This window comes from Arenibacter flavimaris (assembly GCF_030291335.1).
In the GTDB taxonomy this organism is placed as follows: domain Bacteria; phylum Bacteroidota; class Bacteroidia; order Flavobacteriales; family Flavobacteriaceae; genus Arenibacter.
Window position 1 is genome coordinate 1 of the sequence record NZ_JASWIM010000054.1, and the last position, 24,587, is coordinate 24,587.

Below are 24,587 nucleotides of genomic sequence, written 5' to 3' on the forward strand. Positions count from 1 at the left end.
GTGAATCATTAAGAAAAGGAACTTTAAAGAGTATATAAACCTAAATTTTTTTTATAATTGTAAGATCTTTCAAAGTGGCGCAATTTGACCGAAAATGGTGGCGTCATAACTCCGAAATAGCCATAAATACGACCAAAGACATCGCCTTTTGCATTTTTTACAGCATCCTTGTTAAAGACACGTACTAAATCGCGCAATAGTTTATCATCAAACTCTTGGTAGCTTTTTGGTAGGATACCTTCTAGGTCCGGATATTCGGCCTCAATTAGCTTCATAGCATTGTTAATGGCTTCAGCTATGTTTTCGCCTTCAGGTAAATTGGCCAAATAATCGTACTTGGCTTTCTCCGCTATAAACATGGCTCCTGCGCCTGCATAATCCCCTTTATTTGCCTCTCGTTTTTTCCCTGTTCTAGGGTTTATAGGGAGCTTCTTTTCTACTTCAATTTTAGCGTCCTCAAAACGGTTTTGAGCAAAACGTAGTAATACCAAACCTAATAATGGGTCTTTGTATTCGGCTGCAGTGAGTTTAGAATTTGCTCTAAGGTCGTCTGCTGCGTCCCAAAGTTCAGTTTCAAGCTTTTTAATGTCTTCTTGGATCATTCTTCAAATTTTCATCTTCGTTAGTAAGATTTTATAAACCTAATTCTTATGAATCCAGTTTCACAAAATCTGAGAATCTAAAGGTATCTATTTGGCGTAAAAATCCTAAAATTTGGTGTCTTAAATTAGCTAGTAATTTATTAATGATTATGGTGGTTTCCCGCAATACCCATTAAAAGACATTAATTCTTCACTAATTAATTGGTGCTATCTCCCCCCTCCTTGTGGAGTTCTTTTTTTATCAATAGACTTATTAATAAGAAAACCCCAACAACAACGTCTACAATATTCCAAAGCATTCCCCCCAATGCAATTTTAAAAAACGGTTGAAAGAGTAGAGCAAGTGCTGCATATACAACTACAAGGGTCATATTGTCTTTCTTGTGGGCGTCATAGGCTAATATGCCAAAGCCAACTAGGGCTGCAAAACGAACCAGCTGATAAAAGCCATAGGGCATGTCCAAGAGACACAGGAACAACAAAATAGATAGGATTATTTTTATTAAACTAAACATTCGATACCGATTTCACCATTGGTTCAATTTTTTCCTGTCCGTTACCGTTTATTATATGATTAACACCGATATTCAGTTTATTAATTTCTTCTTCTTTCCATTTTTCAATAGCTAATTCAGCAATTTCGGCCTGGGCTAATGCAATTTTGTTTAGCAAAGCTTTGTTCCCAGCAATTTCTGCGTCTAGTCTATTTTGATTTTTCTCTGTAGAAATTTTTATTGAAGTATTTATTTGGTCATTTATATCAGAAATTTTCTGCTTTTCACTAACGAAGGATTCGTGTTTCAATCTATCCAACATATGATCATAAGGGCCTGATTCTGCCATCAGTTTGAATAAGACAGGGGCTACCTCAATAAAAATAAAAAGTAGTGTTATTAACCATTTTGCCCAAAATACCGCGGACTTTTCACTTGTTAATATACTCATTGCTTCAAGGTGGGCTGCAAAACCATCATAATTTTCGGTTTTGTTTTCATATCCAATATTTTTTTGATCTAAAGTCTTTTGTTTAGAAGTTATTTGCTCATCTAAATTTGTTTTCTCTTGTTGCTTACTTGTCAATAGATCATTAATTCTATTTTTCTCATCAATTATTGCATTCCCTTTATTATTATTTAGGTCTTCTATTTTATCTTGAATTGATTTTACTTCGATCCTGGCTTTGTCCCTTTCAGATTGGTTCATTCTTAATGCACCAAGTCGCTTGCTAATTACTTCATTCGATAGGGAGTCATTTTTGGCTTGTACATATGAACCGTAAGATGAATTCACCTTACTTTGCCAAACTTCAAGTACTGATTCTTTATTTTTTAAATCAACTTTTTGTTCAGAAATTGAATTTTCAAAGAATTTACCTGCATTTTCAGATAAACTAGTTTTGTCGTAGGTTAATTTATTTATGTCATTGTCAATTGAGGTTCTTCTTTCTTTTAAAGTGTTTAAATTTGAAACGAAAGTTGTATCTCTATTTTTAAGCTCCTCGGCTTTGTCAATTTTTAATCGTTCTACCACAGTTTGTATTTCAGTTTCAAATATTTTTAATTCCAAAGGGGTTGATATTACGAAGCCCAATAGGACAGCCATTAGTAACCTAGGTGTAGCAACCTTCCATTCATCTCGTGTAATTTTTGAAGTACCATCATCTTTAATCGTTGCAACAATATATCTATCCAAATTAAAAATTAGTAATCCCCAAAATGCTCCAAAGAATAACGATGGTATTACGGATTTGAATGCTGTAAAAAAGGCATAACCTCCTGCAAAACTTGCCATTAGTGCTGTAAACACAATTGTACCGCCTACACCAAAATATTTTGCGTGATCAGTAGGACATTTTTGTAATATTTCGATGTTGGCTCCCGCACACCACCAAAAAAATCTGTTAATTCTTTTCATTCGATTGGTTGTTAAATATTTTGGAAATGATTTTTGTGTTATTTATGGCTTTAAAAATCTTTTGCAAACCACCATTTTTTTTATTTAGACTACTGAAATTCTCAACAAGCGTGTTGAATTTGATCTGCTCAACGGAACTGTGGATGCTGCTATTTAAATTTACATTAAGACTATTGGAAATATTATTTATACCCAATTCAAGATTGGGAAACCCTGGAAGAATAACTTCTAAATTGGTTGTTTTTTCGAATAAAGGCAAGGGCACTTGGATACTTTCTATAATGGGAGTTGGAAAAACTTTTATCTCTAGCCTCTTGGTTACAGTTTCATTGAATCCAATTGCAGTAAGGACGTATTCTCCATTAACTTGAGGTTTTAGAGTAATATTCCCCTTGTGATCAACTTCATTCACCCCATTATTTATTGTGACTTTTAGGGCGTTATCAACCTCCCATTTCAGATTAATCTCACCACCTTGTATCAGCACTTCTCTATCACTTCTAAACAGTTTAACCACTGGAGGCTCCAAATAAAGGTGGAAAGGTTTTAAATCTGTATAGTGGTTAGTTTTTAAATATTCTACTAATATAGAAAGAAGCTTGTCCAGTTTTATAGAATGGCCATATAGGTCCCTATAAATATCTGAATTATCAAAATCCTCGAAATCGGTTTCTGAAAATAACAAATATTGTGTGTCTTTGATTTGGTACTTGTCCCAAAGCCCTGGTTTTTGAACTAAAGCTAGTATTGATAGGTATATTACCAACTCTGAAAAGTAATCTGCCTTTAACGAAGCTTTTCCACCTTTAAATCGAGAGGGATGCTGATAACCTTTAAGCCCAATAACCAGTTCCTTTTGACCTTCAATTTCAGGAATACATATTGAATCATAATCAACTAATTTTAGGTCTCCATTGGAGTCTATTAATATATTTCCTTCTTGCAAATCACCATGAGAAATATTGTTTTCACGCAATTCCTGACACATTTTTAAAAAATTGTCGGCAAGTGAAATTAACAATGAAGGATTGTTGAGATTGTTTTCAATGTACTCTTTGAAAAGCATGCCATCTAACCATTCCATTCTTATGGTGTCAACCAATTCCCCATTTATTAAAATTCCTTTTTCATCATATATAAACTCCGCGAAATAGGGTAATTTTTTTGAAGTTAGGTATTTTGATATTTTTAAATAACGCTCTTCATTTTCGCCCATTGGAACGTGCCAAACACGAAATGCCCATTTTTTGGATTTATGGGTTAATTGAAATACCATATTGAAACCACCCACATAAACAAATGGGTTTCCATTTTTATTAATTCTAGCTTTTGCACCCTTTAAAGCAGGAACTTTTAAGAAAAGGTCTAGATTTTTTATTGCTGTTAATATATCCTGCTTATTAGCCATAAATTAAAATTTATCTAAAATTCTTGATGAGTTTTTTAAAGGTATTTCACTATTGGTTTTCTTGTCCCATTTGGCCATTATGTTTTCTATTGGCAACAATGCTACCTTATTGTTTTTGATTGCAAATCCAAATTGCGGTTTTAGGTCAGAAAATTTATTCTCAAATTGCTCTGTCAATGACCGGTCATTTTTTATGATTAGAATATTCTCATCGTTCGTCCTAGCCTTAAAGGACCAGTTGTACGAACCAGTAATTACAATATTATTATCGATAATACAGAATTTATTGTGCATCAAACTATCTCTAGAACTATCGTCAAGATTACCTATGTAACCAACTTTACCGTTGAACTTCAAAAATTCTTTGTAATCCACTCTAGATTTTTTATTAAACTTATGATTTGCAACAATCACTTCAATATTCAACCCTTCTTTTAGCTTCTCAACCAATTTTGAGTAAATCTCATAGTCTGTAAACCAAGCAACACAAATTTTAATATCAGACTGAGCATTTTCAATATGATAAATAATTTGAAGATGAATATTTTCGAAGTAAGCTTTTACCATTAAAATTTGTTTGTGATGTCGTTTTTATTAGGCAACGATACTTTCTTTTTTACAGCTGGATTAGGTTGTTTTTCCCACTTATCAAAAATATTATCTTTGGCTACATCACGTCTGTTTATCAACAAGTCTTCTAAAGGGTGTAATTGAGTAATATCAGTAGCTTTTAGTTCTTCCACCATCTTTTCTGTAAGTTCAGAAATTGTTGGATTGGATGATTTTAAATTATTGCTAATTAGCTTTGAATTGCTAGGGTTTGCGAAGTCATCTTTGGAAAAAAGTAAATCTTCCGTTTCATAATAGTCATCCCATAATTTGGGTGTTTCAGCATAAATTAAAAGGGAAAGATATATTACAAGTTCAGAGAAGTAGTCCAATCTAGAATTTACAAACTGATTGCTATGTCTTGTTGGATGTTGATAGCCAGGCAATCCTTTGATGGTATCGCTCATTCCATTTAAAGGTTCAATAAACATTGAGTCATAATCAATTGCGACAAGTGAACCATCACTTTTTACCAAAATATTTCCGTGCTGTAAATCTCCGTGAGCAATTTTCTCCTTATGAAAATAAGCTGTCATTTCTCTGAATTTTGCAGCCAAATCAATAATTTTAGACGAATTTGTAATATTGGAGTTGATATATTCTTTTAAAGTTAGGCCATCTACCCAATCCATGAGAACAATGGGATGCAAAGTACCATTTACCAATACCGCATCATCAATATATTTAAACCCCGCAAAATACGCGTTATTCAATTTTTCCAAATAATTGGAAATTTCGAGCGAACGTTTTTTTGCATCCCCTATATCCGCAATCCAAAGTCGAACAGCTACTTTATCTCCCGTTGTTTTGTTAAATGGGAAAACAGTAGTGTAACCACCTGAATATTGAATTATCCTAGAGCCGTTTTGTATAACTGAACCACCCTTTATTTCATTAGCTTTAAAGCTAACCTGTGGATTTCGCATTGCTGTAACAATATCTGTTCTAGAGGGATAGTTTGACATAGTTAAAATTTATCAATAGCGTTTTTAGAAGACTTATTTGGCATGGCAACTTTTGACTCAAGTTCTTCTGAGCTTTTTAGTTCACTTTCATAGCTTTGGCCATTTTCTAAATTTGCAGATTTCTCAATGTCCCCATTATTTCCTTCGTTTTGCAATGAAAATTCATTTTCTCTCTGATTTTCCTCTTGCACCTCCTCTTTTACTTCCTCGTTTTCATCAATTGCGAGTTTTTCATTTTTAATGGGTTTTTCACTTTCTTTTTTTCTTAAGATTCTATTAAATAATCCGTTTTTGGGTATTTCTAATTCTTCAACAGGTTGATTTTCTATAATTCCTTCCTGATGGGTTTGTTCTATACTTGTTTCCGAATTGGAGTTTTCTTCTTTTAGCTCTAATTCTTCCTTTTTAGTAATTTCAGCTGCTTCAATTAGCTTTTGCTGATCTTCTATAAGTACATTAATATTTGAAACATCTTCAGAAACATAATTAAGATCCTCTTTCTTATCATCTACTATTTGAATTATTAGTATTGCTGAATCATCATTTCCAAGTTTCTCATTGAATCTTTCTTCATCAACAAAGCGCTCAAAATCCTTTTGATTTTGCCAAACACTAATTTTGCCTATGGCATTACCCTGCCCATTCAGGAACCATTCTGCAAGGGCATCCGTCATTAAATAGAATGTGCCAGGACTCAACGGATTTTCCTTAAAATGTTTTTCACCTTTGTGTACGTTGCCAATACTGCTTAAATAATCTGGGAAATTGTCAAAAGTAATGGGCTCTTTTTTGGACGATAAGACAATGCATTCCTTTGAAAAATCTTGAACTTTTTCTGGAACGAAAAACATAAAGCTATCGCCCAACGCATTAGCCTTCCAAAACCATTTCTTATTTCTTTCAAAAAACCTTAATCCAACAAATGTCGCTAAACCCGGTTCCCTTCTGTTGAAAGCATTTTTTGTAAACCACTTAGAATCTGATTTATTTACAATTTCGGTAACCTGTTTTAACCACTCAGACTGGCAATACCGAATATATTCATTATCAGATTTCCAATCTACATTCACCCAATTAGATACTAAAACATCTGCCCAAATCTTAGGAAAGAAAGATTTTGATACACCATCAGAAATGGCGAATTTGTTTTTTGATATGTCGTAGGCATATCTATCTGCACAATCATAAAACAATTCTGATTTTTTTGATGTGATATATCCTTTAATTGATATCTGCATTTATGTCAATTTAAAGATTATGCAATTTTGTCTGCACCACCAGAAGATCCAAAATTGATAAACTTGATAAACATTTCAGGGTCAGCATTTGAAACAAAACCTCTAGACTCAGCCTTAACTTTAAAATCTTGTTTAACAGCAGCTTGTTTGTATGATTCAGGAACCTTACTTGATATTTTGAATAGGAATTTGGCTTGGTCATCAGAAAGTTCGCTTTCTGATTCTTCGAAACCACATTTTGCAGCACCTTCATCGCCAATATGAGAGTTAAATATTAATGGGTTTCCATCCGAAGAATTAATGTTCATTATTTGTTTAGAAACGGAAATAGCTTTATTCATTGCCGCATCAATTGAATCTCCGGTATATGGTAAGCCATCAGAAATATTAATAATAATTGGAGCGGGATTGTCGGGTTTTTTTTGAAGCCATCCTTCAATTAATTCTTTAGCAAAAGAAAGAGCATCAGCCATCGGTGTCAAACCATTCGCAGTAGGTTCTATAAATATTGGCATTTGTTCATCTATTTCTATTAAACCTCCAGCACCATCAGAAACTTTCTTTTTTAATTGTTCCATACGTAATGGATTGTCAGCAAATGAACTCAAATAGTCAGACCTTATATCATCAACTGCAAGCGCACTACTACCACCATATCCAATCATAGAAATAAAAACACGGTCTTTTACTTTTTCACCATCCATATTTGTATTAATGAGTTCGTTTATAGTACGATTTATTACTAATGCTGTAAATTCAGACCTATTTTTTCCTTCTGCATAAGATTCAGCCATAGAACCTGATTGGTCCACAAGAAAGATGATGTAGCCCGGCGTAGCAGAACTCCATTGTTTTGAATTTGAATTACTCATATTGGTTAATCATTAATTAGTTAATAATATTATTTTTTTGGTTGTAAAGCTGGCTTTAATTTTAATTTTTGAAGATCAATCTGGTGTCCTTGGAGAATATTTGCGATTCTATTAGGACTATTTTGTATTACCTCCATATTCTTTCGGTTGGTTTGTAATTCCTAAAAATAATTCTCATTTTGATTATTCCATTGCGGTTTTCCGCAAAAGACTTATTTGGTCATCGTCTTTTTCTTTAAACAGTTTCAAAGAACTTTATAGCATACTTACAATAATCAATAATAGTCTCTTTGTCTGTCTCAAATTCCTTTCGCTTACCCAAATAATTATGACAAGTTGAAGTTATTTCTTTGCCATCACTGAGCTCTTTATAGGAGATGCATTTTATATGTTTTTTTGTGACTAGCACAAACAATGCATTTTCAAATGGATAATCTCCATACTGTTCAATATCCTTTAATTTTAGTTCTCCATTTGCCCTATATTTTACTTCTATAAAATGTGCTTGCTTGTCTTTGAAAACTACAAAATCAGGCATTTGTCGAATATTTTTAGAAACGTCTCCACGAACACCTTTGAGAAGGTCCTTAATTCCTGGAATAGAATTTTCCATGCCATAACTAAATACCTGAAAACCAAGTGATTGAAATAATTGTTCAACTATCGTTTCTGCAATTCGCCCTTTTATCACTCCTGATATCCAAGGGTTTTCTTCTGTTACTTTAATTGAATCTAATTTTTTCAGCTTCTTTTTCTTTGGTGCCTTTTCTAAAACACTAACATCATTAGATGGTCCATCTGTTTTGTAACATGAGTAGCAAAGTCCTCCATCAAATTTGGTGTAATCTCCGCAATTTGTGCATTGTGCCATATTAGTCATTTTCGGTTGAAGCTAACTTTAAAAAGAACATGTAAAAACTACATTTTTAGTCAGCCGAGAGTATAACCAAACGGTTCAATAATACATTTTAGTGTATTAAAATTCCTATAAATGTTATAAAATTTTCGCTGTTGAGAAGAGGGGATAGTTCTACGAGCAAGTATATGATACTAACCTTCAAAGTTAGGAAATATTGGTTTTGGAATTTGCATAATCGATAAAGATCGAAAATATCGGTTGTATGGTATTTTGTTTTAAAATGAAAATGAAAGGTCACTATGATTATCCGAAATGATAGCCAAAAAGCTCCTTTATTATTTCTTAAACCAACCGGAACTAGCATTACAATTGAATATGTTCTTTATTTCTTCTTCCTTTTTTTCTATAATATATGCGAACCTGATCTTACCATCATCTCCAAAATATTCATAGGTACTTAAATTGGGATGGTTCCAAATGCCGCTTTTCTGTGTTTTAATACTTCCCTGAGTAGCCTTCCCTAATTGACGGCATCCCAATAACATTGCCGAAGGCCTTATTGCTGGATCGGTCTTATGGCGACGGTAAAGGTCTTGGATTGCCGGGCCCGCCCAAAGCGTGGTCGGACCGGATGAAAAAATAGTGTCCCAAGGACAACGCCCCAATAAGTGTAAGGTGAAACACATTGCCAAAATCAAGGTGATGGGCAAGAATGATCGGCTTGGCCAAGAGAAACAATACAAGTATAACAAAAAGAAATGCGGGCGGATAAGTGAAAATGATTTTTGATCACTTCAGGGAACTCAACAGGACTTCGGTATTCAACTGGAAAACCTTATTAAACCATAGCAATCTCCTTAGTAAAGGAACCTCGGACCCATTTCAGTGAATACGGGCTTCATGTTTGGCCAAACCGACCATACGAAGACTAAGTTATAGTAAAACGTTTTTTCTCACAATGTTATTCGAAACCTACCTTTCAAATTCCTGTTATAGAACTTGCCAAAAGATTCAGCTTTTTTGAATTCGCTCCATATTTTGATCGGCACTTCGTTGTGTATGTATGTTTGAGAATTAGTTTCTATGACTAAAAATCCAGTCTTGCCATTACAAGAAAAATATTCAGCATCGCATATCCAAGAACTTTTGCTTGTGTTGCAATCATCAGTAAATTGGAAATTTGCTGATTTTATAATATCTAAAGTACTCTCGTAAGTGTCAAACGTTTTATCTAGCTTATCGCAACCTTGTCCACCACAAGAATTTAAGAGTATGAATGAAGAAATAAGGACTATAAATTTAGAAAACTTATTCATTTTGATTTTGAATTTACTTTATTGATAAGTTCTAAATCTTCTTCTGTTGGTATAAGTTTTTCATACTCGTAATCACCGAATTCTATCGAATTATCCTTGATAACTAAAGTATTTCTATGGCTATCGCCAATATCGTCAAAAGTAGTTTCTATTAAGTTGCCTTTTTTATCGGTAATCTCCATTTCCAATTTCCAGACTTCATTTGCATCGGGGAAAGTTCTTATACCCAAAAGGTTTTCTCCCTTATTATAGAATGGCCCAAAATAGTGAGTGGCATCAGTTCCTCGAACGTAAAACACAGCATATTCATATTGTTCTTGATATTGCTTTTTGACTATTATCTTATTACTTGGAATAAAATATACTTTATTTGATTCTCCATTTGCATCTAAGTTTTCATAAACCGCAATACCTTTTGAACTATAAACTGTATTAACACATCCTTTCAGACCTAAAAAAAGCCAAAAAGCTATAAAAATTCCAGTTCCAATATTACTTAACAACGATTTCATAGGTTGGTTTTAAGTTTTTACAACTAATTGATAAAGGCCTTTATCCTAATCAAAAAGGTAATAAATAAAAAATAGGGCTGAAATACCCTTTGTAACTTTAACTTTTTTTCAATTCAGCTACTCTTCCAATGATGCTGAGCCAGCAATCAGAGCAAAGGTTAATTGGATAACCAATACAGTATATGCAATAGCCGCAAAAAGTAGCTTACCACTATAGTTAATATTCAATGACCAAACACTAATTATCGCCAAAATCCCAAACAAAACACTAAAAACTGCTATTGTCCAAAAAGCAAATTTGAAATTTGGGGATATTTTGCTAACAAAGCCCATCATTAGAATTGATAAACCACTAAACAAACTCCAAATCATACTACCCAAGAAAAGAATAACAACGATTAGCCAGAATGTACTTAGTCCAAAAAACCAAGATGATAGCAAGCCAAATAGATAGTAAATTAGTCCAACAAATAAAATGCAGATAGGCAAGAATAATAAATAGCGCAGAAATTTCATTTTTTGGTTGGTTTTAAATGTTATACAACGTCTAGTATATCCCAGTAACGGGTTAACTTGGCGATTATTTTAAATTAAACACTAGCCTTAGCAATTCCGAGTGGATTCGGACGTAGTAGAATCCGCCGTAATTACCATAATACATTGTCAAACGTTTTATTCCAAAGTTGTTCCGTCCATAAAGATTATTTTCTCTGGATTCCAAACAATTTTTAAATCTTCCATTCCCTTGTTTTTCAATCGCTTATCTTCATCGATGAATTGGTTGTAGTCTGTCGTATATGTTCCTCTAAAAGTTTCGCCAGCACTTATTGGGTCATCAATTGTTAAATTAATGGTCTTAATTTCTGTATCAAACAGGTCATGTAGAGAAATTGAACCTTTAAACGCACGAATATCTTTATCGGTTTTATTTTCAAAGGCCAAACTATAAGTTAAGTAATCTTCGTAATCATATTTTTCGTACCCTTTATCATAAAGAACTACGGTTAATGTTGATGCTAACCTTTGTCGTTTATCTTCTTCCTCTCGTTTCACTTTTTCAACAAGTTTTTCTTGCTCTTTTTTATAGTCTTTAGCTTCTACTAATATTTCGTCAAAGGTTCTACCCTCAAGATTCTCATCTTTTAGTTTAGCACGCACAATCCAACCGGCCATAATTTCGGCATCTTCATCACTTAAGTCTCCAGCTTCTTTAATTGCCTTTGCATCTTCTTTAAGAGTATCTTCATTATACTTTTTATCTAAAGGACCTGAGCAGGAGGTCATAATTCCGATAAGAGATAAAAATAGTAGCACTTTTTTCATTTTGTTGAAATTTGAATTATTCATAGGATTGATTTTCAAATTTCTAGAATTAGTTCTTATTTTCATTGCGGTTTTCCGTACTCAATTTAAATATGTTTTGTTTTCGAACAATTGTCCTAATTCTAAGATATCTTTAAAATGCTATTTAACATTTGGACGAATAAACTTGTGTTTAATTATTGATGTAGATTATTCAGGGGTTAACTATAAATTTCATTAATACATTTTATCGTTTTAAAAATACTATTGCTTTTTCATTGTTCACTGACTACCCCCGTTTTCATTATTGTACTATTTTCATGTTACATGAAAAAGCTAATTAAATTAGTATAGAACATGAAGACAAACAATTATAAATATCTTTAAACTGTCTTATAGATGGGGAGTAGTGTATAACTAGGTTCAAAGGCTAAATAAAGTCTGGTAAGAAAACAAGTAATTTTGCGCATGGTGCAAAAAAGAACTATATTGCACCATAATTTAAAATTATGGAAACAGTAAGAAAATCAATCACTTTTACCGATCAACAGGACGGTTGGATAAAACTTAGGGTTCAGGCGGGGGACTTTACAAATGATAGTGAATACATAAGAGATTTGGTAAGAAAGGATCAAGAACAGAATATGAAGCTCCTAGAACTTAAAACAGCAATAGATGAAGGGTTGCAAAGCGGCAGAAGCAATCTGAAAATAAGCGACATTATCGCAAAAGTGGATAATGGGGAATTATAGTTTATCTTCAAGAGCCCAATATGACCTAGTGGGTATGTATAAGTACGGAATAAAGACACTATCCCGTAAACTGTGTAAGTTAAAAATAACCAGGGTTTGACCTTTATCTAAAGTCTGACCCTTTTTTCATAGATCGTAAGGAACTGATTTAAAATAATGCCCCAGTTCCTGATGGGCATGGACCACTTCTTGGTCGCCTCCCTTGTTGCCAAATATACGGATTTCATTACCGCATCATCCGTAGGGAACGAAAGTTTGTTCTTGGTGTACTTTCTAATTTTTCCATTGAGGTTCTCTATAAGATTGGTGGTATAGATGATCTTACGGATCTCCAAAGGAAATTCGAAGAATACGGTTAGTTCCTGCCAGTTGTCCCTCCAACTTTTTATGGCGTAGGAATACTTGTTTTCCCATTGCCCTGCAAAGTCGTTCAGGGCCGCTTTGGCAGCCTCCTGGGTCGGGGCATTGTAAATATGTTTCATATCGGCGGTAAATGCTTTTTTGTCCTTCCAGACCACATACCTACAGGCATTTCTTATCTGATGTACCACACATATCTGGGTCTTGGATTCCGGGAACACGTTCTTGATGGTGTCCGTAAACCCATTGAGATTGTCGGTGGCCGTAATAAGGATGTCCTCAGTGCCACGCGCCCTGATATCGGTCAGTACGCTCATCCAGAAGGCAGCCGATTCGTTCTTGCCCAACCAAAGTCCCATCACTTCTTTTTTACCGTCCCTGCGCAGCCCCACGGCAATATAAACGGTCTTGTTGATGACCTTGGAGCTCTCACGTACCTTGAACACGATGCCATCCATCCAAACAATAAGGTAGACAGGTTCCAACGGACGGTTCTGCCAAGCTACGATATCGCCGGATACCTTGTCGGTAATCCTTGATATGGTCGAAGTGGAGACATCAAAATTGTAGACCTCCCGTATCTGCTCCTCGATATCGCTGTTGCTCATCCCTTTGGCATAGAGCGATACGATAACGTTCTCGATCCCGTCCACCATGTTGCCACGTTTGGGCACTATCATGGGATTGAACGAAGCTTCCCTGTCCCTTGGCACGGCTATTTCGGATTCTCCGAAAGAAGTACGCACCTTCTTTTTGGAAAACCCGTTTCGCGAATTGCTCTGATTTGATTTTTGGTGTTTGTCATAATCCAAATGACCATCCAGTTCTCCCTCGAGCATCTTCTCGATACCCCGTTTTTGGAGTTCCTTTAAAAAACCGTTGAGCTCATCCCCGGTCTTGAACTGTTTTAGAAATTCATCGTCGAATAATTCTTCTTTTTTCATAATGTGTAAATATTTAAAATTAAACAAAAAAATAGCTGGGGCATGCCCCAGCTATTTTCTATTTACACACTTTATGAGATAGTCCTGGAATAAAGTTTTTTGGCCCTGACCAAGCGACCAAGTACTTACTCGATCTGGAAGGTTTTTTGGAAGAACTTGCTGAACGACCAGAATTGGCCAAAGATGCCTCGACAATTGCCGATTCCTTAAAATATTACAGTTATAAGGCCCATGTAATTTTTTATCAATTTGAGAATGCAAACGAAATTTTTATTATCAGGATTTTGGGCAAACGCATGAACTTCATCGAACATTTATAAAGTTTAATAAAACGATATTTATTTCTTTATTCTTTGATAATAGTACCCAGGGCCATCGCATGGCAGATAGCTTCCATTAAAAATCTCGTTCTCGCCTAGAATCTTCATGTATTCATGTAGTATCCTTCCACAACTCTGAATTAGATACGTATCAATTTCGTAAGTTAGCTTTAGATACATATATTCATCATTTACCAAATAATTGTAATTCCCTTTCGCAATGCTGGTACTATCCATATAGATGCGTTGTTTTACAAAGGTGCTATCAGGGAAAAATTCGATGTACTCGTTAAAATCCAAGTCTTCCTTTTCAATAATTTGGCCAGAGAGCCCTGCATCGATATACTGTAATTCATAGAAATTATCTTTTATATTAACCACAACTTCATCCTTTGTTTCACAAGCTGTAATGGCGTAGATGATTAAAAATATGAGAAGTAATGCCTTCATAAGAGGGTTTCCTATAAGATGTAGAATCTTTTAAAGGTTGCGCAAGGCACATTTTAAAAAGATTATTTTGAAGATTGGTCCATAATGAGGAGACAGGCCCTATTGGCAAAAAAGTCTATGAAATAAAGCACAACAAATTAATCTTAAAAAAATCTGTGCATAGGAAAATATTCCAACCCCTCAATCTGGGTATTGGGTAAAATGGAAACATAGTAAGCCTGTATTCAAACTTGAAGATTCTATTTTCGGAAACTACTCTGATTATTTATCTTGATGGTTGCAGCAGCACTTCAAGCGCCTTATCCACAATCTCAGTATCCAGTTCTTTAAGATAGGCCTGGGTAACCGCTAAATTCTGATGTCCTAAGGATTCACTGATCACATCTGTGGCCACACCTTTTTGTTTGAGGCAATTGGCAAAACTATGGCGAGCAACATAACTGCTAACATTTTTGGTGATATTGCATAGTTTGGCCACTTCCTTAAGCTCTATATTATAAATTCCCAGCATTTTATGTTTTCGATCGGCAAGTTGGGTGGGGGTATAGTCTTCACGAAATAGCAAGGGAAATACATATTTGTTGCCATAACCATGTTCTCGATAATAGTCCAATATTTTCTGAACCGGGGGCATGATGGCTATGGAGAAGTTTCCTTTGGTCTTCGCTCTGGTGTAATAGATGACATTAGCTTCAACATCTTTCCATTCCAAGCACATCATATCGGCAAAATTCATTCCTCTGGTATAGAAGCTAAAAACAAAGTAATTTTTTGTATTGATCAAATGGGGGTGGTCCGACAAATCTAAATTGATGATGCGCATAATTTCTTCAAAATCCAAAGCACGTTTAAATCCTTTGCCTCTTAAGTTTGATATTTTATAGGTTTTAAAGGGATACAAGCTTTCTTTTACTACACCCCGCTCTATAGCTTTGTTAAACAATGCCCTTATGGCCCTCATTTTAACGCCAACGCCGCCATCTGTACCACCTCGAGACCTAAGAAAGGCATCGTATTTACTTAAAAAAGCGGGGTTTACTTCTCTAAAATTTAACTTCTTCATTTTATGAAAAATTTGTACAGAGGTTTTGGCATCTTTATAAGATTTTGCATTGCCGACGCGTCCAGCAAAGGTCATTTCCTGAATAATCTCATCAAAAAAAGTGAAAACATCATTGCTTACTGGGTTAAACGTAACTCTATATCTAGAATCAAATTCCTGTATACTGTAATCGGGATTTTCAATTTCTAAATCAGTTATAATTTGGTAAGCTCTTTCTTTGAACTTTACTAGTAGTCTGTTGAATTGAACATGGTTGGGATTTCTTTTATTGAAACTTCCTGTTGAATCTATCCATTCATCCAATTTTGCATTGAACGGTGTTTTGTAGTGCCTACATTGCCTTTCTTTTGTTACCCGCAAACAGACGGGATAGGTTCCATCCGATAACAATTTTTTCTTGAGAACGATTTTAAGTGTAATCATATTTTATAAATTTGGGGACAACATTTAAACTTTCAAACCCTTCTATATCCCGTTGCATATGGTAGAAATGGGGACAACATAGGGACAACAAATGGGTTATTAAATGTAAAAATTGTATTTCTAAATACAAAACAAATTTTCATAAAACATTGATAATCAATACATAAGTAGCTAAATGGCACTACATGAAAACACGTCTTTAGCGCCTGTTAATCAGAGGGTCCTTGGTTCGAGCCCAAGAGGGGGAGCAAAAAATAAAAGAGCTGCACGAAAGTGTGGCTCTTTTATTTATTACCCGTTTGGAGCGAGAAGTTTACCCTGAGCGGAGTCGAAGGGAGCCCAAGAGGGGGAGCAGATAAGCCCAGTAAAACATTGTTTTTACTGGGTTTTTTCGTTTTTAGATTTTAGTCTATCTCAAATTGATGATTAAAGTCAGCAAATAATCGTTCAATCTGGATTTCTGAAGTAGCCATACCCTACTTTATTCCTTTTTGTAAGTTATTTACATTTTTAGGCGATAATTTGATGTGATTATAAATTGGTTTTAATAAATTTGAAAACCACTTAATAAATAACCATAACCAATTGGAATCTAGCAAATTTGTACTATATACAGCGGATAATAAATATGTGGTTGAGTATCTACTAAAACAACTCATATTGAGTGATAGTATTACAGAGGCGCTTATTTTTGATAATCACGAAATAGCCATTGGGTTTAGGAAAATGTTGGCGACTGATTGCCAATTGCAATGTTCTATTAACACCTACATTGAGTAATGAGTTTGTGATAGGAAAATATTTTGTTTTTTAACTGGGCAAAATTCTCATCAAACCTTTCCTGTCCCTACCTCTAATTTTTGATTTCCTTGCACTCCAAAGTACTGTCTGTGCTAAGGATTTGGTCTTAATCAAAATGATACTATTATTTAGGCATTACATTGGATTAGGCCCAACTTCCAGGGATTTGAATTTTACTGGTTAGAACCCATGTTCGAATGATAAGTCTTTTGATTACCGAATTTTTCGCAAGAATAGCTTGTATGCATTCCACTACTGTCCATTCACCATTTGTACTAATTTCATTCGGCTTTTTATACCGATTTTGGTGTATATCCTATGCGTATGGTCCTTAACCGTCTGTAGACTAATAAACAATTCATCTGCTATTTGTTGGTTGGTCTTACCCAGGCAGATTTGTTCAATAACCTCCTTTTCACGATTCGAGATTTCATACATACTATAAATTAATTCCTTTTTATCTTGATTGGGGTTTTCGGTATGGAAAGGGACAAATAACAAATGGGCATTGCGTTTCAGATAAAATAAGGGGGCAAAATTTGAAATAAAATACACCAATATCACCAGGCCAACAATCCATTGGCTTGAAAAGGCAAAGGGCAGTGCCCCCAGTCTTAATACAAGGGCCAAAAGCATTAAAATTACAAAGCGGGCCACTATTTTGTTATGTGTTCGTTTCTGCCTTTTTAAATAGTGCCATACAATCCCAGAAAATAGGAGCATATAACCAAGTTCCAAAACAGCAAATATGGCCATTTCAGTATAAATAACATGTGCTTCAATGATTGCTGGAAGGTTGTCCTTAAAAAAGAAAATTCCGGAAACCACGATAATTACAATTGCCAAATAAACTAGATAAATACGAAATGCCCTGTTATCCAACTTTACGGCGACCAGCGTATATCCCATTTTAACCAACATGAACCAGGAAATAAGCAAAAAGGGCACGCCAAGTACAGGTAAAAAATTGGTTACCGTTTCCACGGTATCATCATCAACCTCAATTGAAGTGAGTATAACCCGCATAATGATCGGTGCCCATATGCCATAAAAGGCAAATGAAAAAGAGGTGACCAAAAAATAAAAATAGTTGCGGTGAAACTCGGTATTGTAGGTAGTGATGAATTGGTGGGCCACTAATATACTTGCCGATGTTATGGCGGCACAAAAAATAAATATCACTATGAAGGTTAAACTTAGCAAGTGCAGGATTGTTATAGGTTAAAAGTATGAAAATGCAGCTAATACCTACCCCTACCTTAGTAGTGATTTTAAATTCACTACTAAAGTTGGAACGCTTTTTAATAAGACACCCTTAAATTTATATGAATTTAAAATTGAAGCTCATGGAAGTCATAAAAGAAGGGAAAAAACCTGAAGCAACTATATCTGGAAGTTACGGTTATGGTTGGCAGCAAATGTGGAAACACTTTTTATATTTGTTTTTAGTGATGGTCATTGTGGGTATTGCCGAATCTCCTGCTTCCATTGTTCGGGATTCCGATGCCGATAATTCCCCAGTGATGATAGTTTTACAGATTTTGGCCGCAGCCTATTGGTTGCTTTTCTTTTCCGTGGTGAAGTATGGCGGCGATTTAATGTACCTCCGTGCCATTCGTAATGAAAAATTCGAAATCAGTGAAATGTTCAACGGCTTTAAAAAGAATTATACCAATATCATCCTTGCTAATTTGCTCACCTTTGCCATTGTAGGATTAGGGTTTGTTTTGTTAATTGTACCAGGAATTATTTTGGCCTGTAGGTTGGTATTCGTTTCCTATCTGGTCATGGATAAAAATATGGAGCCCGTTGCCGCTGTTGAAAAAAGCTGGGAAATGACCAGAGGGCACGGTTGGCAGATTTTTGGAATGGGATTGCTTGTAATTCCTATAGTAATTGGGGGACTCATTTGTTTTATTGTTGGTGTTGTTTTCTCCATTATATGGATTTCCGCTGCTTTTGCCTCCATGTACCATGCGGTCGACCTGAAGGAAAAAGAACAATTGAATGAATTTGGCCTTGAGCATTAAAGTGCCACTACCACCGGCGTCCTTACTTTCATTTTAAACAAAATTAAAAACAAGAGAATTTATGCAAAGATTCATTAAAAAGTCCTTGAATGTAATAATTGCATGTATGGCATTGTCAATACTTTTTTTGGCTAGTTGTAAGCCCAAAAACGAGGAGAAACCAAAAGAAGTAGAAGAAGTAGAAGAAGTTGTAAGTCAATCGCAAGGGGCGACTACCACATTTACCTATCAGGAGATTCCGGGCATTGGTATGGATAGTCTTTACAACAGACGGGACAATAGCGACATCATCAAGGTGGGCGACACTTATTATGTGTGGTATTCTCGAATGGATAGTCCAACAACGGCAGGGTATTGGGCAACCATATGGTATGCTACCTCAAAAGATGATGGACATACCTGGGAAGAGCAGGGCATGGCCTTGGATGTTGGTCAGCAGGGTGAATTTGACAGTCACTCTGTATTTACTCCTAATATTTTGGCATATAAAGGGAAATACTATTTGTATTATACAGGGGTTAAGCCCACTCCCGGCAATGCCAAAAAAGAATTCGAGAACAATTCGGAAACCGATATTACGGCTATAGGGTTGGCAGTCGCCGATAGTCCGGAAGGCCCCTTTGTAAGGGTCCAGAATAACCCTATATTGGAAATTAGTGAGGTGCCCGAGGATTTTGATAGCTACCGCATTGATGATGCCGCTTTATTGGTAAAGGATAGTAAGATTTGGTTGTATTACAAGGGTCGATCCATTGTTCATGGAAAAAAGGGGCCTGGACTCACAAAAATGGGAGTCGCCATAGCCGACCAACCCGAGGGGCCTTTTAAAAAGCACCTAAACCCCTTAATTGATAAGGGACATGAAGTATTGATCTGGAACCATAATGGGGGAATTGCATCCCTGGCATCAATTAGTAAAACCATACATTGGGCCAAGGACGGATTAAATTTTTCCCCAAGGGAAGAAAATCTAAAGAAAATTCCAATAGCTCCAGGCCTATATCGTCCACATTTGGAGGATGGGAACCAAGCCATGGAAATTCCGGGATGGGGTATTTCCCTTAAGGGCAAAAAAGGAGTCGTCTACCTAGAGCGTTTCGAAATGGAGTAATAGGGATAGGGCTCCCACTAAAAAATTGGTTAGTGCTCATTGGCAACTGTGGCATTATGCCAAAATTAGTTCCTGACGATCAAAACAAAAAAATCCAACCTATTCAACTAGGTTGGATTTTTTTGTTAGCCCGTAAGAGGGCTTAGTTTACCTTCTACGCTGCCCGGAATATTGCATGGCCTCTCCCTTTCCAAAGCCATAGCTAAAGCCTAGGGCTACAAATGTGCCTCTTTGACGGCGATTGTAAACCTCGTAATTGGCCTGGGCAATTTGGCTCTCGTCCACTCTGGAGGCAAACAGGTCCCTGACGCTTAAATTGAGGACGGCCTTGCCTTTCATAATGTTTTTTCGTAACCCTAAATCCATATAGAGATTATCGCTAACATCACTTTGTACAGTTTGGTAACTGGACTGATAGTTGCCGGTCATTTCCACATCGAAATCGGATGGAAGTTTAACCTTTGTCATTAATTTGGAAGTCCATTGATCATTGCTAAAATCGAAAACAGTGGTCTCGAAGATGCCATTCCTTTTAAATTGATTGTAATTAAAGTCCCCGTTCAAGGTAAGCCATTTGGCCGGACTGTATTTGGCGTTGAACTCTATACCGGTGGCTTTGTTTACTCCAATATTTTCGGGTCTATAGGTGCTTACATTGTTTTCGAAGGTAGTAATACGTTCTATAACGTCTGTGGTATATCGATGATAAACCCCAAAATTAATACTGGCAACGCCTAAAATATATATACTGGTAATCTCATAGGAATCGGTAAATTCTGGCTGTAATTCAGGGTTACCTTGGCGTACACTATAATTGTTTCTGATATTGAAAAAAGGATTCAAATCCCACATTCTGGGCCTGTAAATCCGTTTGGAGTAGCCTGCTTGGAGGGATATCTTGTCGCTAAATTTATAGGAGCTATGAAGGCTGGGGAAAAAGTTGCCATAATTTTGACCGTTGGCCGAGCTTGTAGTGACAAGAAATGTATTCTGATCGGTCTGTTCCAAGCGCAGGCCTCCTTTTATGCCCCATTTTTTTCCTTCGTAGGATCCAGTGCCGTATAGGCCAAGAACTTTTTGGTCAAATTCAAAAACATTGGTCAAACCAGGGTCGTTTACAAAGGCGCCGTCCGCGAAATTATTTACCTCGTAATCATTGCTAACGTCGTTCAGGACATATTGGGCCCCTGTCTCTATAGTCCATTCCTCTGTAATGGGATTGGTATAATCCAGTTTAAAAGTAAATATAGCTTCTTTAAAATCGGTTCTAGTCTGTTGTCTACTATCATTGTCATCCCCAGTAATAGTGGTATTTAAGAATTCGGAGGATTGGTCCTTCCTAAAGAAATTTCCCAAACCACTAAAGAGCAGGGTATGGTCCTCATGGTTTTCAAAGTCTTTTTTATACTGTAGTTCGTACTGGAATTTGGGATTTTTTGCATCAGTAACTTCGGTGCGTTCCCATTCCGAGCTGACGGCATTGTTGGAGTCCAGAGCTACGAAACTGGTGTTGGAGGGTTGTTCCTCTATTTCCATGGCAAAGTTGCCTGAGAGAGTCAATACGTTATTATCGTTGATATGATAGTCTGTTCCCAGGACAAAATTGTAATAGGTTTCATTGCGGTATTCGGTACCATTACTAAGAATAGTGGTGTTGTTTTCCAAATCTACGTTACGGGTTTCAAGGTCGTTGGGCATATCCCGAAGACCTACCCCTAGTTGGGTGAACAGGTTGAAATTCTCTGTACGCCTATTTAAGCTTACGCCCACACTATGGCTATCCGGGGCTCCGGTATTCACTGAAATGGAACCATTAAGGCCTTTTCGTTCTTCCTTTTTTAGAACAATATTGATAATTCCAGATGTTCCTTCGGCCTCATATTTGGCGGAGGGATTGGTCATTACCTCCACCTTCTCAATCATGTCTGCCGTAATGGTTCCCAAGGCATTGCCTTCATCACTTGCAATGATGGACGGCTTGCCATTAATGAGAATCTGCACTCCCTGACTCCCTCTAAGACTAATACGGCCCTCTATGTTGACATTAACGGAAGGTACATTGTTTAAAACTTCCAAGGCACTTGCACCGGTAGTACTAAGATCTTTGCCGACGTTGAATACACGTTTGTCCAATTTAAATTCGGTACGTGAAACTTCGCCCTGTACCACTACTTCCTGTAATTGTTCTGCGTCCTCCGAAAGGGCCACATTCCCTAAATCTATCGTTTTCCCCTGGGTTGGTGGTGGTCCAAATGTTTTGGTCCTGAATCCTAAAAAACTTACTTCTATATAGTATTCGGAAGCATCTGTTTCCAAGCTAAAACTGCCATCATCCTTAGTGGTAGTTCCATTTATGGGCTTTTTGGTTTCGTTATCGCCGACCATAACCGTGGCATAGGCAATGGGCTGTCCATTGGATTCCTCCACTACAGTTCCCTTAATGGTTACCGTGCCTTGTTGCGCCAAGGCAACAGGACAACAGAGCATTAAAGAACCAGCAATTAACATTTGCACCAATATTTTTTTCATGACTTGCTTTAATAGATTAAAAATAGATTGTAACAATTGCAAAGATTCATTTTTTTATTGAGAAGGGTGGGGTATTTTCTGTGAACGACAAAAGTATTCCATTAAACAGCAGTTAGTAGTTTTCATGAAGGGCATGCGCTGTTTAGGGGTTTAATTTTGCCGTTGGCGTAGCACTATTTTTTGAAACGGGGGCAATAGCTTAGATTTGAAGTATGAAAAAAGCAAGGATATCCAGAAAGGAATTGTTCTTTCAAGTCGTACTCCATATCTTGGTGTTGCTTTTCTATTCCTTTGACAAGAACAATCCGGGGATTACATTTGCCCAACTGGTTTTCTTTTTGGCCTATACTATTTTTGCCGCTTTTATTACCTACTTTCTAATGCCTAGATTTTTATACCGAAAAAAATATTGGCAGTTTTTAGGATTGGTGGTTTTGGTATTGTTTGGACTTATTTGGGCCGAGGAGCTTTTGGAACTGGTTTTTTATCCAGGAACCAAAAAAGCCATAATTGTACCTGGGATTTATTATGCCATCTTTGATGTGTTGCCGGTAATTGCAATTTTGTCGGGGTTTAAATTTGCTTGGGATGCGATAAGTTCCCAAAGTGAAGTGGAAAAATTAAAAATGTCAGCGCAGGAAAATGAACTTCAATTTTTAAAATCGCAGATCAATCCCCATTTCTTGTTTAACAACCTTAACAATCTTTATTCTTATGCCATTGACAACTCCCCAAAGACACCTACCATTATTTTGGAACTATCCTCGGTATTGCGTTATATGTTATACGATTGCAAGGAAAGGTATGTACTCCTATCCAAAGAAATAGAACATTTGAGAAACTATACCCAATTAAGTGAACTGCAAATAGAAAATCGGGGTGTTGTTGATTTTAATACAGATATTACAGGGTCAGGATACCATATTGCACCACTAATATTGACCGTATTCGTGGAAAATGCCTTTAAGCATAGTACCGCTAGCCAATCTGAGGATATTTTTATTAGTGTGGATATCAAAGTATCTGAAAATGGCCTTTTACATTTTGAATGCACCAATTCTTTTAGGCGCGAAACCAATACGGATGACCTCTCCCATGGTATTGGTCTACAAAACGTGAAAAAGCGCCTTCGGCTTATTTATCCCGCTGCCCATAGTTTATCAATTGATGAAACAGATACCACCTATTCGGTTAAGTTGGGCATTGACCTTAAAAAGGACAACACATGATTCGTTGTATCATTATAGAGGACCAACCGCCAGCACAGCGTGTACTTCAAAAGTACATAGGTGAAATGAAGAGTTTGGAGCTCATGGCTACTTTTGCGGATGCCCTCAAAGCCATGGATTACTTAAAGGCCGAAGAGGTAGATCTTATATTTTTGGATATCCATTTACCCAAGATTTCTGGGATGGACTTTCTTAGGGCCCTGAACAGGAAACCCCATGTTATTTTAACAACTGCCTTTTCAGAATACGCATTGGAAAGTTATGAATATCATGTGCTGGATTATTTATTAAAGCCATTTTCATTTGAAAGATTTGTAATGGCCGTTTCCAAAATCCCGGTTCCTAACTTCCAAAGGCCTTCCATAGAAAAGGGGCTGGAAAGAAAGACAGTTCCAGAGGTGATTTTTATAAAGTCGGGCTACGAACATCTTAAAATTGCCCTTGCAGATATCTTTTATATCCAATCAGAGGCAGACTATACCGAAATTTACACGGCTGATAAAAAACATCTCACCTCACACTCCTTAAGGTATTGGTTGCAGACCCTACCCTTGGACCAATTTGCACAGGTACACAAATCCTATATTGTAAATACCCTACAAATTGTGAAGGTATCGGGCAAGCGCATTCTTTTCGACAAAGAAATCCATGTCCCTATCGGTCGTGCCTTTAAGGAAGGATTTGTAGAAAAATACCTTAAATAATTGGGAACCTGTCCTTAAACAAATTATACGGTAGATAGAATATTCTCCTAGTCTTCCCTATGGATAAACTGCGCTCGGTACAAGGTGTATTTAAGACATGGGATTTCAATGGGCCCAATTTCTAAACTGTAGGACAAGTTAAATTTGATATATAAATTAACGTGAGTTCGACTTAAGAAATGGGTGTTTTATATTGCAGGAAAAGCAGAAAATTGGTATATTTAAGTTATTGACATTCAAATATTTAACCAATTATCTGCTTATGATTTCTACC

The 24,587-nt window shown here is 36.2% G+C and carries 25 protein-coding genes; 6 read left to right on the forward strand and 19 right to left on the reverse strand.

Features of this window, described 5'->3' with window-relative positions; all coding sequences use genetic code 11:
* Nucleotides 1–23: 23 nt before the first annotated feature.
* The 14 genes from QSE00_RS23595 to QSE00_RS23655 all read right to left on the reverse strand — a co-directional run bounded on the left by QSE00_RS23595 (nt 24) and on the right by QSE00_RS23655 (nt 11,618).
* On the reverse strand, nt 24–602 hold the full coding sequence (locus QSE00_RS23595) for a type I restriction-modification system subunit M N-terminal domain-containing protein (protein ID WP_286107767.1): 579 nt from the start codon (nt 600–602) through the stop codon (nt 24–26).
* A gap of 197 nt (nt 603–799) precedes the next feature.
* On the reverse strand, nt 800–1,117 hold the full coding sequence (locus tag QSE00_RS23600) for a DUF6804 family protein (protein ID WP_286107768.1): 318 nt from the start codon (nt 1,115–1,117) through the stop codon (nt 800–802).
* A complete protein-coding gene (locus QSE00_RS23605) occupies nt 1,110–2,516 on the reverse strand; it encodes a DUF4407 domain-containing protein (protein ID WP_286107769.1) in 1,407 nt (468 codons plus the stop codon). Before QSE00_RS23605 ends, QSE00_RS23600 begins: the two co-directional genes overlap by 8 nt.
* A complete protein-coding gene (locus QSE00_RS23610) occupies nt 2,503–3,924 on the reverse strand; it encodes a protein kinase domain-containing protein (protein WP_286107770.1) in 1,422 nt (473 codons plus the stop codon). Before QSE00_RS23610 ends, QSE00_RS23605 begins: the two co-directional genes overlap by 14 nt.
* A gap of 3 nt (nt 3,925–3,927) precedes the next feature.
* On the reverse strand, nt 3,928–4,491 hold the full coding sequence (locus QSE00_RS23615) for a phospholipase D-like domain-containing protein (RefSeq protein WP_286107771.1): 564 nt from the start codon (nt 4,489–4,491) through the stop codon (nt 3,928–3,930).
* Nucleotides 4,491–5,498, reverse strand: coding sequence for a protein kinase domain-containing protein (locus QSE00_RS23620; protein WP_286107772.1), 1,008 nt, complete (start codon nt 5,496–5,498; stop codon nt 4,491–4,493). The genes QSE00_RS23615 and QSE00_RS23620 overlap by 1 nt, the downstream gene beginning before the upstream one ends.
* A gap of 2 nt (nt 5,499–5,500) precedes the next feature.
* On the reverse strand, nt 5,501–6,736 hold the full coding sequence (locus tag QSE00_RS23625) for a hypothetical protein (protein ID WP_286107773.1): 1,236 nt from the start codon (nt 6,734–6,736) through the stop codon (nt 5,501–5,503).
* 17 nt (nt 6,737–6,753) lie between these two features.
* Nucleotides 6,754–7,608 carry a vWA domain-containing protein gene (locus QSE00_RS23630; RefSeq protein WP_286107774.1) on the reverse strand — a complete coding sequence of 285 codons (855 nt, stop codon included), beginning with the start codon at nt 7,606–7,608 and terminating at the stop codon, nt 6,754–6,756.
* Nucleotides 7,609–7,843: 235 nt separating this feature from the next.
* Nucleotides 7,844–8,479, reverse strand: a complete 636-nt coding sequence (locus tag QSE00_RS23635) for a hypothetical protein (protein ID WP_286107775.1) — start codon at nt 8,477–8,479, stop codon at nt 7,844–7,846.
* 323 nt (nt 8,480–8,802) lie between these two features.
* Entirely contained in the window at nt 8,803–9,153 is a 351-nt protein-coding gene (locus tag QSE00_RS23640; RefSeq protein WP_286107776.1) for a hypothetical protein, read from the reverse strand.
* A gap of 267 nt (nt 9,154–9,420) precedes the next feature.
* Nucleotides 9,421–9,783 (reverse strand): KTSC domain-containing protein, encoded by a 363-nt coding sequence (locus tag QSE00_RS25300; protein WP_353477494.1) that lies wholly within the window; start codon nt 9,781–9,783, stop codon nt 9,421–9,423.
* Nucleotides 9,780–10,295: a hypothetical protein gene (locus QSE00_RS23645; protein WP_286107777.1), complete on the reverse strand. Its 516-nt coding sequence runs from the start codon at nt 10,293–10,295 to the stop codon at nt 9,780–9,782. Before QSE00_RS23645 ends, QSE00_RS25300 begins: the two co-directional genes overlap by 4 nt.
* 117 nt (nt 10,296–10,412) lie before the next feature.
* Entirely contained in the window at nt 10,413–10,811 is a 399-nt protein-coding gene (locus QSE00_RS23650; RefSeq protein WP_286107778.1) for a hypothetical protein, read from the reverse strand.
* A 156-nt stretch (nt 10,812–10,967) separates the two neighbouring features.
* Complete coding sequence (locus QSE00_RS23655) at nt 10,968–11,618, reverse strand: hypothetical protein (protein WP_286107779.1); 651 nt, start codon at nt 11,616–11,618, stop codon at nt 10,968–10,970.
* A 488-nt stretch (nt 11,619–12,106) separates the two neighbouring features.
* Here QSE00_RS23655 and QSE00_RS23660 point away from each other — a divergent pair, with 488 nt between their 5' ends.
* On the forward strand, nt 12,107–12,349 hold the full coding sequence (locus tag QSE00_RS23660) for a type II toxin-antitoxin system ParD family antitoxin (protein ID WP_103442986.1): 243 nt from the start codon (nt 12,107–12,109) through the stop codon (nt 12,347–12,349).
* 107 nt (nt 12,350–12,456) lie between these two features.
* Here QSE00_RS23660 and QSE00_RS23665 read toward each other — a convergent pair whose 3' ends face one another.
* A complete protein-coding gene (locus QSE00_RS23665; RefSeq protein ID WP_286107780.1) occupies nt 12,457–13,653 on the reverse strand; it encodes an IS256 family transposase in 1,197 nt (398 codons plus the stop codon).
* 89 nt (nt 13,654–13,742) lie between these two features.
* Between QSE00_RS23665 and QSE00_RS25305 the strand changes: the two genes are divergently transcribed.
* Nucleotides 13,743–13,973 carry a type II toxin-antitoxin system RelE/ParE family toxin gene (locus tag QSE00_RS25305; protein WP_353477496.1) on the forward strand — a complete coding sequence of 77 codons (231 nt, stop codon included), beginning with the start codon at nt 13,743–13,745 and terminating at the stop codon, nt 13,971–13,973.
* Between the two features lie 18 nt (nt 13,974–13,991).
* On the opposite strand, the gene QSE00_RS23670 is transcribed toward QSE00_RS25305, so the two are convergent.
* The 3 genes from QSE00_RS23670 to QSE00_RS23680 all read right to left on the reverse strand — a co-directional run bounded on the left by QSE00_RS23670 (nt 13,992) and on the right by QSE00_RS23680 (nt 17,892).
* Nucleotides 13,992–14,423 carry a hypothetical protein gene (locus tag QSE00_RS23670; RefSeq protein ID WP_286107781.1) on the reverse strand — a complete coding sequence of 144 codons (432 nt, stop codon included), beginning with the start codon at nt 14,421–14,423 and terminating at the stop codon, nt 13,992–13,994.
* A 265-nt stretch (nt 14,424–14,688) separates the two neighbouring features.
* Complete coding sequence (locus QSE00_RS23675) at nt 14,689–15,909, reverse strand: site-specific integrase (RefSeq protein WP_286107782.1); 1,221 nt, start codon at nt 15,907–15,909, stop codon at nt 14,689–14,691.
* A gap of 1,053 nt (nt 15,910–16,962) precedes the next feature.
* Nucleotides 16,963–17,892: a helix-turn-helix transcriptional regulator gene (locus QSE00_RS23680; protein WP_286107783.1), complete on the reverse strand. Its 930-nt coding sequence runs from the start codon at nt 17,890–17,892 to the stop codon at nt 16,963–16,965.
* 164 nt (nt 17,893–18,056) lie between these two features.
* On the opposite strand from QSE00_RS23680, the gene QSE00_RS23685 reads away from it, so the two are divergent.
* Both QSE00_RS23685 and QSE00_RS23690 read left to right on the forward strand, forming a co-directional pair.
* Nucleotides 18,057–18,740, forward strand: coding sequence for a hypothetical protein (locus tag QSE00_RS23685; RefSeq protein ID WP_286107784.1), 684 nt, complete (start codon nt 18,057–18,059; stop codon nt 18,738–18,740).
* A 61-nt stretch (nt 18,741–18,801) separates the two neighbouring features.
* Nucleotides 18,802–19,851 (forward strand): family 43 glycosylhydrolase, encoded by a 1,050-nt coding sequence (locus QSE00_RS23690; protein ID WP_286107785.1) that lies wholly within the window; start codon nt 18,802–18,804, stop codon nt 19,849–19,851.
* A gap of 147 nt (nt 19,852–19,998) precedes the next feature.
* Here QSE00_RS23690 and QSE00_RS23695 read toward each other — a convergent pair whose 3' ends face one another.
* On the reverse strand, nt 19,999–22,380 hold the full coding sequence (locus tag QSE00_RS23695) for a TonB-dependent receptor (protein WP_286107786.1): 2,382 nt from the start codon (nt 22,378–22,380) through the stop codon (nt 19,999–20,001).
* A gap of 212 nt (nt 22,381–22,592) precedes the next feature.
* Here QSE00_RS23695 and QSE00_RS23700 point away from each other — a divergent pair, with 212 nt between their 5' ends.
* Entirely contained in the window at nt 22,593–23,609 is a 1,017-nt protein-coding gene (locus QSE00_RS23700) for a sensor histidine kinase (protein ID WP_110354865.1), read from the forward strand.
* Nucleotides 23,606–24,313: a LytR/AlgR family response regulator transcription factor gene (locus QSE00_RS23705; protein ID WP_110354866.1), complete on the forward strand. Its 708-nt coding sequence runs from the start codon at nt 23,606–23,608 to the stop codon at nt 24,311–24,313. The genes QSE00_RS23700 and QSE00_RS23705 overlap by 4 nt, the downstream gene beginning before the upstream one ends.
* The last annotated feature ends 274 nt before the right edge of the window (nt 24,314–24,587 follow it).

Bases quoted from the DNA above. Each gene is read 5' to 3' on its own strand.
- QSE00_RS23595 (WP_286107767.1), bottom strand. From the start codon at position 602: ATGATCCAAGAAGACATTAAAAAGCTTGAAACTGAACTTTGGGACGCA.
- QSE00_RS23600 (WP_286107768.1), bottom strand. From the start codon at position 1,117: ATGTTTAGTTTAATAAAAATAATCCTATCTATTTTGTTGTTCCTGTGT.
- QSE00_RS23605 (WP_286107769.1), bottom strand. From the start codon at position 2,516: ATGAAAAGAATTAACAGATTTTTTTGGTGGTGTGCGGGAGCCAACATC.
- QSE00_RS23610 (WP_286107770.1), bottom strand. From the start codon at position 3,924: ATGGCTAATAAGCAGGATATATTAACAGCAATAAAAAATCTAGACCTT.
- QSE00_RS23615 (WP_286107771.1), bottom strand. From the start codon at position 4,491: ATGGTAAAAGCTTACTTCGAAAATATTCATCTTCAAATTATTTATCAT.
- QSE00_RS23620 (WP_286107772.1), bottom strand. From the start codon at position 5,498: ATGTCAAACTATCCCTCTAGAACAGATATTGTTACAGCAATGCGAAAT.
- QSE00_RS23625 (WP_286107773.1), bottom strand. From the start codon at position 6,736: ATGCAGATATCAATTAAAGGATATATCACATCAAAAAAATCAGAATTG.
- QSE00_RS23630 (WP_286107774.1), bottom strand. From the start codon at position 7,608: ATGAGTAATTCAAATTCAAAACAATGGAGTTCTGCTACGCCGGGCTAC.
- QSE00_RS23635 (WP_286107775.1), bottom strand. From the start codon at position 8,479: ATGGCACAATGCACAAATTGCGGAGATTACACCAAATTTGATGGAGGA.
- QSE00_RS23640 (WP_286107776.1), bottom strand. From the start codon at position 9,153: ATGTGTTTCACCTTACACTTATTGGGGCGTTGTCCTTGGGACACTATT.
- QSE00_RS25300 (WP_353477494.1), bottom strand. From the start codon at position 9,783: ATGAATAAGTTTTCTAAATTTATAGTCCTTATTTCTTCATTCATACTC.
- QSE00_RS23645 (WP_286107777.1), bottom strand. From the start codon at position 10,295: ATGAAATCGTTGTTAAGTAATATTGGAACTGGAATTTTTATAGCTTTT.
- QSE00_RS23650 (WP_286107778.1), bottom strand. From the start codon at position 10,811: ATGAAATTTCTGCGCTATTTATTATTCTTGCCTATCTGCATTTTATTT.
- QSE00_RS23655 (WP_286107779.1), bottom strand. From the start codon at position 11,618: ATGAAAAAAGTGCTACTATTTTTATCTCTTATCGGAATTATGACCTCC.
- QSE00_RS23660 (WP_103442986.1), top strand. From the start codon at position 12,107: ATGGAAACAGTAAGAAAATCAATCACTTTTACCGATCAACAGGACGGT.
- QSE00_RS23665 (WP_286107780.1), bottom strand. From the start codon at position 13,653: ATGAAAAAAGAAGAATTATTCGACGATGAATTTCTAAAACAGTTCAAG.
- QSE00_RS23670 (WP_286107781.1), bottom strand. From the start codon at position 14,423: ATGAAGGCATTACTTCTCATATTTTTAATCATCTACGCCATTACAGCT.
- QSE00_RS23675 (WP_286107782.1), bottom strand. From the start codon at position 15,909: ATGATTACACTTAAAATCGTTCTCAAGAAAAAATTGTTATCGGATGGA.
- QSE00_RS23685 (WP_286107784.1), top strand. From the start codon at position 18,057: ATGGAAGTCATAAAAGAAGGGAAAAAACCTGAAGCAACTATATCTGGA.
- QSE00_RS23690 (WP_286107785.1), top strand. From the start codon at position 18,802: ATGCAAAGATTCATTAAAAAGTCCTTGAATGTAATAATTGCATGTATG.
- QSE00_RS23695 (WP_286107786.1), bottom strand. From the start codon at position 22,380: ATGAAAAAAATATTGGTGCAAATGTTAATTGCTGGTTCTTTAATGCTC.
- QSE00_RS23700 (WP_110354865.1), top strand. From the start codon at position 22,593: ATGAAAAAAGCAAGGATATCCAGAAAGGAATTGTTCTTTCAAGTCGTA.
- QSE00_RS23705 (WP_110354866.1), top strand. From the start codon at position 23,606: ATGATTCGTTGTATCATTATAGAGGACCAACCGCCAGCACAGCGTGTA.